General features: G+C 40.4%; 8 protein-coding genes and 2 pseudogenes. 9 read left to right on the top strand and 1 reads right to left on the bottom strand.

Annotated features, from left to right (window positions below):
- The 3 genes from C3Z13_RS11890 to bamJ form a co-directional block, all read left to right on the top strand.
- The coding region (locus tag C3Z13_RS11890) for a hypothetical protein (RefSeq protein ID WP_219827890.1) at positions 1-196 on the top strand (196 nt) is incomplete at its 5' end.
- A gap of 41 nt (positions 197-237) precedes the next feature.
- Positions 238-1125, top strand: coding sequence for an archaetidylserine decarboxylase (asd, locus tag C3Z13_RS05730; protein ID WP_181022020.1), 888 nt, complete (start codon positions 238-240; stop codon positions 1123-1125).
- A 58-nt stretch (positions 1126-1183) separates the two neighbouring features.
- Positions 1184-1816 carry a BamJ family beta-barrel-assembly machinery protein gene (gene bamJ, locus C3Z13_RS05735; protein ID WP_103855301.1) on the top strand — a complete coding sequence of 211 codons (633 nt, stop codon included), beginning with the start codon at positions 1184-1186 and terminating at the stop codon, positions 1814-1816.
- Between the two features lie 115 nt (positions 1817-1931).
- Here the strand turns inward: bamJ and C3Z13_RS05740 are convergent.
- Positions 1932-4504 (bottom strand): annotated as a pseudogene (locus C3Z13_RS05740) (penicillin-binding protein 1A).
- Positions 4505-4662: 158 nt separating this feature from the next.
- Here C3Z13_RS05740 and C3Z13_RS05745 point away from each other — a divergent pair.
- The 6 genes and pseudogenes from C3Z13_RS05745 to aroK all read left to right on the top strand — a co-directional run.
- On the top strand, positions 4663-5460 hold the full coding sequence (locus C3Z13_RS05745; protein ID WP_103855302.1) for a type IV pilus biogenesis protein PilM: 798 nt from the start codon (positions 4663-4665) through the stop codon (positions 5458-5460).
- Positions 5450-5974, top strand: coding sequence for a hypothetical protein (locus C3Z13_RS05750; RefSeq protein ID WP_103855303.1), 525 nt, complete (start codon positions 5450-5452; stop codon positions 5972-5974). Before C3Z13_RS05745 ends, C3Z13_RS05750 begins: the two co-directional genes overlap by 11 nt.
- The gene (locus C3Z13_RS05755; protein WP_146256876.1) at positions 5955-6494 is read left to right on the top strand and encodes a hypothetical protein; all 540 of its coding nucleotides are present in this window, start codon (positions 5955-5957) and stop codon (positions 6492-6494) included. The genes C3Z13_RS05750 and C3Z13_RS05755 overlap by 20 nt, the downstream gene beginning before the upstream one ends.
- Positions 6491-6850: a pilus assembly protein PilP gene (locus C3Z13_RS05760; RefSeq protein WP_103855305.1), complete on the top strand. Its 360-nt coding sequence runs from the start codon at positions 6491-6493 to the stop codon at positions 6848-6850. Before C3Z13_RS05755 ends, C3Z13_RS05760 begins: the two co-directional genes overlap by 4 nt.
- 10 nt (positions 6851-6860) lie before the next feature.
- Positions 6861-8264, top strand: a complete 1404-nt coding sequence (locus tag C3Z13_RS05765) for a type IV pilus secretin PilQ (protein ID WP_103855306.1) — start codon at positions 6861-6863, stop codon at positions 8262-8264.
- 153 nt (positions 8265-8417) lie between these two features.
- A pseudogene (aroK, locus tag C3Z13_RS05770) lies at positions 8418-8838 on the top strand (shikimate kinase AroK); the annotation flags it as partial.

An 8838-nucleotide genomic window follows, 5' to 3' on the forward strand; every position in this document is an offset into this window, starting at 1 on the left:
AGATTTTGTTTCGCTTCGCTACACAAAATTACAATTTTTTTCGCCTAAAAATTTAACTTCCATTCGGGCAAGACTGAAGGGAACCCGATGGAGCGTCAATCGAGAAAATATAATAAAATTTAAGATTTGTGAACACTACCCCCATTCCTGCGATAAATCAAGGCAAAATCCGCATATCGTTGCACAAGTAGGATAAGTTGATATAATCGCCCTTCCATTTTAACAAAGGAAAACCTTATGACATTAAAAACGCAAATGCCTTTAACGTATTGGCAACGTGTAAAAGTGGCTTTTCAATATGTAATGCCGCAACTTTATTTAACCCAGCTTGCTGGTTGGTTTGCAAAGCAACGTTGGGGAGCGCTAACCCATTTAGTGATTAAATTATTCGCGAAAAAATACCAAGTTAATATGCAAGAAGCGCTGAAACCAAATTTTAATGATTATGCGACCTTTAATGAATTTTTTATCCGTCCTTTAGCGGAAGGGGCGAGAAAAATTGATGAAAATCCTACAGCACTTTGTTTACCCGCAGATGGCCGCGTGAGCCAGCTCGGGCATATTGATGAAGATCGTTTATTACAAGCCAAAGGACAGGATTTTAGCCTTGCCGATCTGCTGGCTAATGATAAAGAATTGGTTGAGGCCTTTAAAAATGGTGAATTCGCCACAATATACCTTTCACCGAGAGATTATCATCGTGTACATATGCCTTGCGATGGCACATTACGCAAAATGATTTATGTACCGGGCGTACTTTTTTCCGTGAACCCATTCTTAGCGGAGCATATCCCCAATTTATTTGCCCGTAATGAACGTGTGATTTGTGTGTTTGATACCGAATTTGGGCAAATGGTACAAATTTTAGTGGGGGCAACCATCACAGCGAGCATTAGTACACAATGGGCGGGGGTGATTAATCCACCACGAGCCAATGAAGTAAAAGTGTGGACGTACGAGGGCGATAACGCGGTGAAATTAGCCAAAGGGCAAGAAATGGGCGCGTTTCAACTTGGCTCAACGGTGATTAACTTATTCCAAGCGGATAAAATCACCCTCGCGGAACAGTTAGCCGTTGATGTGCCTGTGCATATGGGCGAAGTGTTGGGCTATAAAAAGCACTAATGGCTTAACTCCAACATCGTCGCGATAAAATTTATTTATTCAATAAAAGGAAAAAACAATGTCAGAACAATTTTTTAATCAAGTGTCTTTAGATGATGTTTCAGCCAAAGGCAGTTACGGAATCGGTTTACAAATCGGTCAGCAATTAGTTGATAGCAAATTAGCCGTTAAAGCAGAAGCGGTTGCGAAAGGGATTTTTGACGCATTAAATCAAAACCCACCTGCGATTGATTTCAACGAAGTCAGCCAAGCATTACAACAACTTCAACAAGAGGCTGCCGAAGCCGCTAAAGCTCAATTTAAGCAGATTGAGGAAGCAGGCAAAGCCTATTTAGCCGAGAACGCAAAAAAAGACGGCGTAAAAGTTACCGATTCAGGCTTGCAATATGAAGTATTAGTGGAAGGTAACGGCAAAATTCCAAGCAAACAAGATCAAGTACGCGTTCACTACACAGGAACATTGCCAGACGGCACGGTATTCGACAGCTCCGTGCAACGCGGTCAGCCAGCGGAATTCCCAGTAAGTGGCGTAATCCCAGGTTGGGTTGAAGCTCTTTCAATGATGCCAGTTGGCTCAAAATGGAAACTCACCATCCCTCACAACCTCGCCTACGGCGAACGCGGTGCAGGTGCATCAATCCCACCATTTAGCACATTAGTGTTTGAAGTGGAATTGTTGGATATTCTTTAATTTATCTTCCGCATAAAAAAGACCTAGCTATTTCGCTAGGTCTTTTCTTTTCAGATTAGAAAAATTCTTGAAAAAACAACCGCACTTTGTTTTTTATCCTATCGGTAGTGTTGTACTAGAATAATTCTTGTTGTTCAGAGGATTTCACTCCACCATTTAGACGCTCTAGCAATTCAGGTGGGACATAATAACCACGCTCTTTAACATAGGCGCGTTTAGGCTCTGTGCCTTTGATGAAGTATTCTTTACGTCCACCACTGTTAGAAAGCAACCCTGAACCCGTATCAATACGCTTTTCGATAATATTTTGTGGCAGTGGAAGATTACGCTCTGGCACATCTCTTAAGCTCGTTTTCATATAATCAATCCAAGCTGGCATTGCAGTTTGTGCGCCCGCTTCACCTTTACCTAAATTGCGTTTGTTGTCATCAAAGCCAACATAAACGGCGGTGGTAATATTTGCCCCGAAACCGGCATACCAAGCCACTTTTGAATTATTGGTTGTCCCTGTTTTTCCACCAATATCCGAACGCTTAATTTGATTTGCCATTCGCCAACTTGTTCCTTTCCAGCCTAGACCTTGTTCACCATAAATTGCGGTATTCAATGCACTACGAATTAAGAAAGCTAATTCACCACTAACTACGCGAGGTGCATACTGCACTTGGTCGTTGGCTTTTTTATCTTGCGCCATAAAATCAATTGCGTTTTCATCTAATTTTTATTTTGGCGATCAAGTTCTGGAATGTCATTAGGTTGCTCATCTTGATCTAGCTCTTCACCATTGGTGCTGCTGTCCGTAGAAACTAAATTATCAGGCTGCTCTAAATCAAGATTTTTAAACCCGTCTAATTTTTCAGTTTCCCCATAAATTACAGGAATGTTATCACAGGTAACACAAGCAATTTGTGGATTCGCAACAAACAGCTCTTTGCCGCTATTATCAAGGATTTTTTCAATAAGGTAAGGATTTACCAAGAAACCACCGTTATCAAACACCGCATAAGCACGCGCCATTTCAAGAGGGGTAAATGACGCAGCGCCTAAAGCGAGCGCTTCGCTGGCGAAATATTGATCTCGTTGGAAGCCAAAACGTTGTAAAAAATCGGCAGTAAAATCAATGCCAGCCATTTGAATAGCACGGATGGCAATCATATTTTTTGATTGTCCTAAGCCCACACGCAGACGCATTGGGCCATCATAGCGATTTGGCGAATTTTTCGGAGTCCATACCTTTTGACCAGGTTTTTTTATTACGATAGGGGAGTCTTGTAATACACTGGATAAGGTAAGGCCTTTTTCAATGGCTGCAGCATAGATAAATGGCTTAATTGATGAGCCTACTTGTACGAGAGATTGGGTAGCACGGTTAAATTTACTTTGTTCAAAGCTAAATCCACCTACTAACGCTTCAATTGCACCGTTATCACTGTTTAATGATACCAAGGCTGAATTCACTTCAGGGATTTGAGATAGTTGCCACTCCCCATTACTTGCTTTGCGCAACCAAATTTGTTCGCCAGCTTTGGGTTGCTTTTTACCCGCCCATTGCATTGCTTTTGTTGAAAGGGTAAGGTGAGTGCCATCATCGAATAATACTTTTGTTCCTGCTTTGCTGTTTTCTAGTACAGCAACGGGTACTAAGGGATCGGAATTGGGTAGCTTTTTCAGTGCATCAATGATTTTATCTTCATCCCAAGGGTTCTCATCTTTTTTCCATAAAGTGTTCGCACCACGATAGCCGTGTCGTCTATCATAGGCTAGCAAATTATCACGCACGGCTTTCTGTGCTTCAGCTTGATCTTGAGAAAGCACGGTGGTATAGACTTTATAGCCACTGCTATAAGCCATTTCTTCACCAAAGCGTTTCACCATTTCTTGGCGTACCATTTCAGTAACATAATCTGCTTTAAAATCTAATTGCGCACCGTGATAACGCGCTACGATAGGCTCATTGATAGCTTCATCATACTCCGCTTTGCTGATGTATTGCATTTCTAACATTCGCCCTAGCACCACATTACGGCGTGCCGTTGCACGTTTAAGAGAATAGAGCGGATTCATTGTGGAAGGTGCTTTTGGCAAGCCTGCGATCACCGCCATTTCTGATAAGGTGAGCTGATCGAGCGATTTCCCGAAATAGGTTTTCGCAGCCGCCGCCACACCATAAGCGCGATAGCCAAGGTAAATCTTGTTCAAATATAGTTCTAAAATTTCATCTTTGCTTAGGGTGTTTTCAATTTCAATCGCCAAAATGGCTTCTTTCGCTTTACGCACAATATTTTTTTCTGGCGTTAAGAAGAAGTTACGCGCGAGCTGTTGAGTAATGGTACTCGCCCCTTGTGATGCACCGCCTTTAGTAATCGCAACACTCACCGCACGAGCAATGCCCACAGGATCTAAACCGTGATGTTCATAAAAACGACTATCTTCTGTGGCAAGCACCGCCTCAATTAATTTTTTTGGTACGTCATTAAGTTTCACGGGAATACGGCGCTGTTCGCCCACTTCACCAATGAGTTTGCCGTCAGCGGTATAAATCTGCATCGGCTGCTGTAATTCCACAGTTTTTAGGGAATCTACACTTGGCAAGCCTGATTTTAGTTGAACATAAATAATTCCTACGACAACACAACCTAAAATGATCATTGTCAGCAAGCTACTTAAAATTAATTTTGCGATCCGCATCGTAAAATTCTCTCTTCATTCGTGCAAAATTGAAAAAAATCAGAAAAACTAAAACCCAAGATTTTAGCTTAACTACTTCCTTAAAACGTAAGTATAAAGTTTAGTCAAGGAAATCCAAAGCTAAAAGTGCATTTAAAATGAATATTTGAGTAGGAAGAATGAAGAAAACGAATAATTTCACCACACAAAAACAAGTTGGTGTGTGGAAACAAGGTGAAAATTATGAATGTGTTTGGTTTGATGAAAAAAATCAACCACACGCCAGTACCCTATCTTCACCAATTTCCTTGCCACAACTTGCCGCGCAGCTTATACCACAATCAGGCAATAATTCCTTGAAAACAATAAAATTTATCACCGCAATTTCACCACAATACACTTGGATCAAAAATCTCCTATTGCCACAAATTTTAACTGCCACAGAATGTGAGCAACAATGTCGATTTTTATTATCGCAAGAATTACCCCTTCCCCTTGAAGAAATCTGGTTTGATTATCAATCAGAACCACTTAAACAGGGCTTTAAGATGAGTATTTTTGCCATAAAAAACAACAGCTTTGGATTATCTCAACGCTTACGCCCTTTTCCTATTCAAGTGTTGGATTGCTGTATCCACGCGATAATCCGAGCCTTTCAATATCTCACAGGGGTTAGCACGGAAAAACAGGTGCTTTTTCTTTACCAAGATAAGCAACACACCTTTGCCGTTCAGCCCAACGCCTCAGCGGTTCAATTTATGCAACAAACTGACAAAAATCTCACCGCACTTGCTGAAATGTTCTGCCAGCGTTATTCCTTGCAACCTGAGCAAATTTATTACTATTGCAATGATTTACCAAACGCCTTGCATGAACACTGGCAGAAAGTCGAAACAGATTTCCCCTTTATAGCCTTAGGAAATGCCTTATGGCAACAATCTTTCTGGCAGCAGAAAGGAGAAACAAATGGCGATTAATTTGCTACCGTGGCGATTGGCGGCACATCATAAAAATATGAAAAAATTATTAATGCGAGCAGGAATTTGTTTCGCTATAAGCTTTGCTTGCCACCTTACGATGTTCAACGTTTTACAAGCAGAACAAGCCATCGCACCACAAAAGAATGCGCAATATGAAACATTTTCGCAAAATTTAAACCAAACTATTGAGCAGATTAGTGCCTTAAGACAACACTATGTTTATCAGCAAGAACAACAAAGTTTGCCATCGCAAGAGGTTATTCAATTTTTAGACTGGCTTGCTGCGCTTCCTTTGCAACAGGGAGAATTAAATGACGTGGCGCTTACGCAAGAAAAATTATTGCTCAATGGTTTTACAGAAGATCAACAAGAATTTGAGCAATTACAGCAACGCATCACGCAATTAGCGCTATTTAGCCATTCACAACTCACGCAATTTCAGCCCACAGGTTCACAGCTGACTTTTGAATTTCAATTAAAAAATGAACAAGATGATGAAGCAAATTTTTAATAATCCGCATAATTTACTCGGCAAGCTCGCCCAGCTTTCAGCTACCAAGCAATACGCTCTATTACTGATTTTTACCTTTTTGCCTGTGTCTTTTTGGATTATGGAATATCAGCAAATTCAACAACAAAATAGCCAAACAGATCGCCAAATTCTGCAATTAGAACAAGATTTGGCACATCAAAAACAAATTTTAAGCTCACTACAACAAAATACACAAAATACGTTTACACCTGAACTCACAAGCGATATTGCCCAAATAAATCAAGTTTTGCGTCCACAGGATTTTCAACTACAAGTAAAAAATAGCCAATGGGATTTTTACCAAGCACCTTATTTAACAATGCAATTAGTCGGCAATTTCAATAATTTACATCAATTTTTGACCGCACTTTTAAAGCGCACACCGCAACTCAATGTATTACAACTGCATATTTACAAAACACGCGAAAGCCCGCTTTCACAACTCTCACTAATCACAGAAGTTCGGTTTAAACTTTCTTTACCCAAGGATAAACAATGAAAAAAGCGTTTCTTTTTCTCATACTACTCAGCCCCTTTGTTTCTGCACAAGATCCTTTTGATAAAACACAGCGCACAGCACAGGCGGCAATCGTTGCTCAGCCAAGTTCTACAAATTGCCCTACACATAAAAAAATCTTGGCTGAAGAGGCTTCTTTTCAACAGCTCAAGTTAGTTGGAATCATTCAGTTTCCAGAAAACAACAAAGCAATTTTTACTGATAAGAATCAACAGGTTATGCTTATTCAAAAGGAAGATGTGGTTGCACAAGAAAGATTGCAGATTAAGGATATTTCACCACAGCAAATTACACTTTTTGACTGTATGCAATCACAATTTGTTTATTTAACCTTTTAGGAGAAAAAAAATGCGATTATTAAAGTGCGGTGCGTTTTTTCTGAGTTTTTCATTATTTGCCAGCGCAAGCGAAAAACCAAGCGAAACCTTTTCAATTCGCTTACAGCAAGCCCCTTTGGTACAGACCGTGCAACAGCTCGCAGCACAACAGAAGGTTAATTTAGTGATCGATGACGAATTGCAAGGTTCAATTTCGTTACAACTGCAACAAACAACCCTCGCGCAATTTTTGCAAGTGGTTGCCAAAATAAAACAGCTCCAATTCTGGCAGGAAAACGGTATTTATTATCTCAGTAAAGCCTCGCAAAATTCTTTGCCAGAAGTAGCCAATAACTTTCCTATTGAATTTGTAGATACATTGCCTGAGCCAACAGTTCCCAGATTATCAACAATGACAATAAAATTGCACTATGCCAAAGCTTCTGAAGTGATGAAAACGCTCACTTCGGGCAGTGGCTCGTTGCTTTCAGCAAATGGCAGTATGAGTTTTGATGATCGCAGTAACCTATTGATTATTAAAGATGAAAAAGCCGTATTAAACCAAATGAAACGCTTGGTTACGGAAATGGATAAGCCCATTGAACAGATCGCCATTGAAGCGCGCATTGTCACCATTAGTGATGAAAGTTTGAAAGAACTTGGCGTGCGTTGGGGAATTTTTACGCCAACAGATGCAAGCCATAAAGTAATGGGTAGCCTAAATGCGAACGGTTTTGCCAATATTACTGATAATCTCAACGTCAATTTCGCTACTACTAACACCCCCGCAGGATCGGTGGCATTGCAGATTGCCAAAATCAATGGAAGATTGCTTGATTTAGAATTAACCGCCTTGGAGCGAGAAAATAGCGTAGAAATTATCGCTAGCCCAAGTTTGCTTACCACTAATAAGAAAAGTGCGAGCATTAAGCAAGGGACGGAAATTCCTTATGTGGTGAATAATAATAAAAATGACAGCCAGAGCATTGAGTTTCGCGAAGCGGTGCTGGGGCTAGAAGTAACGCCACATTTATCCAAAAATAACGGCATTTTGTTGGATTTGGTGGTGAGCCAAAATGCCCCTGGTGGACGTGTGGCTTATGGCGAAAACGAAGTCATTGCTATTGATAAGCAAGAAATTAACACGCAAGTTTTTGCACAAGATGGAGAAACCATTGTGCTAGGTGGCATCTTCCACGATACCATTACCAAAGCCTTAGATAAAGTGCCTGTGCTAGGTGATATTCCAGTGATTAAACGTTTGTTTAGTAAGGAAGTAGAGCGCCATCAAAAACGGGAATTGGTGATTTTCGTCACACCGCATTTGATCAAAAAAGGGCAACAGGCAGAAAAACAAAGTGCGGTGAAAAATCCGCCAAAAAATCACCGCACTTCGTCATCTTCTAGCAAGATTTCGCACAAATCTGGTAAATAAATCTGCTTTGACGGTTGAAAAAGGTGGGCATTTATTGAGATAATCCCCATTATTTTTGGGTGATCTTTTAGCAACCATATTTGATTTTGTGGTTGTCTTTTATTTGTCGGAAAGATCAATTATTTTAAATTTATTAAAGAAGAACAACGAAAAATGGCAGAGAAACGTAATATTTCTTAGTAGGCCCAATGGGAGCAGGGAAAAGCACTATTGGTCGTCAATTAGCGCAAATGTTAGGAATGGATTTTATTGATACAGATGCGGAAATTGAACAACGTGCTGGCGCTGACATTAGCTGGATTTTTGATGTTGAAGGTGAAGAAGGCTTCCGCAAACGCGAAGAACGTATTATTAATGAATTAACACAAAAACAAGGCATTGTGCTTTCCACAGGCGGCGGTGCGGTGATGTCAAAGAAAACCGCAATCACTTTCTGCGCGTGGCATTGTGATCTATTTAGAAACCACAAGTGGAAAAACAATTCCAACGTACTCAACGTGATAAAAAACGTCCATTATTGCAAGATGTGGAAGATCCGCGTCAAGTGCTAGAAGATCTATCAAAAATTCGTAAT

It is taken from the genome of Avibacterium endocarditidis, from assembly GCF_002921145.1.
In the GTDB taxonomy this organism is placed as follows: Bacteria; Pseudomonadota; Gammaproteobacteria; order Enterobacterales; family Pasteurellaceae; genus Avibacterium; species Avibacterium endocarditidis.

Bases quoted from the DNA above. Each gene is read 5' to 3' on its own strand.
- asd (WP_181022020.1), top strand. From the start codon at position 238: ATGACATTAAAAACGCAAATGCCTTTAACGTATTGGCAACGTGTAAAA.
- bamJ (WP_103855301.1), top strand. From the start codon at position 1,184: ATGTCAGAACAATTTTTTAATCAAGTGTCTTTAGATGATGTTTCAGCC.
- C3Z13_RS05745 (WP_103855302.1), top strand. From the start codon at position 4,663: ATGAAGAAAACGAATAATTTCACCACACAAAAACAAGTTGGTGTGTGG.
- C3Z13_RS05750 (WP_103855303.1), top strand. From the start codon at position 5,450: ATGGCGATTAATTTGCTACCGTGGCGATTGGCGGCACATCATAAAAAT.
- C3Z13_RS05755 (WP_146256876.1), top strand. From the start codon at position 5,955: ATGATGAAGCAAATTTTTAATAATCCGCATAATTTACTCGGCAAGCTC.
- C3Z13_RS05760 (WP_103855305.1), top strand. From the start codon at position 6,491: ATGAAAAAAGCGTTTCTTTTTCTCATACTACTCAGCCCCTTTGTTTCT.
- C3Z13_RS05765 (WP_103855306.1), top strand. From the start codon at position 6,861: ATGCGATTATTAAAGTGCGGTGCGTTTTTTCTGAGTTTTTCATTATTT.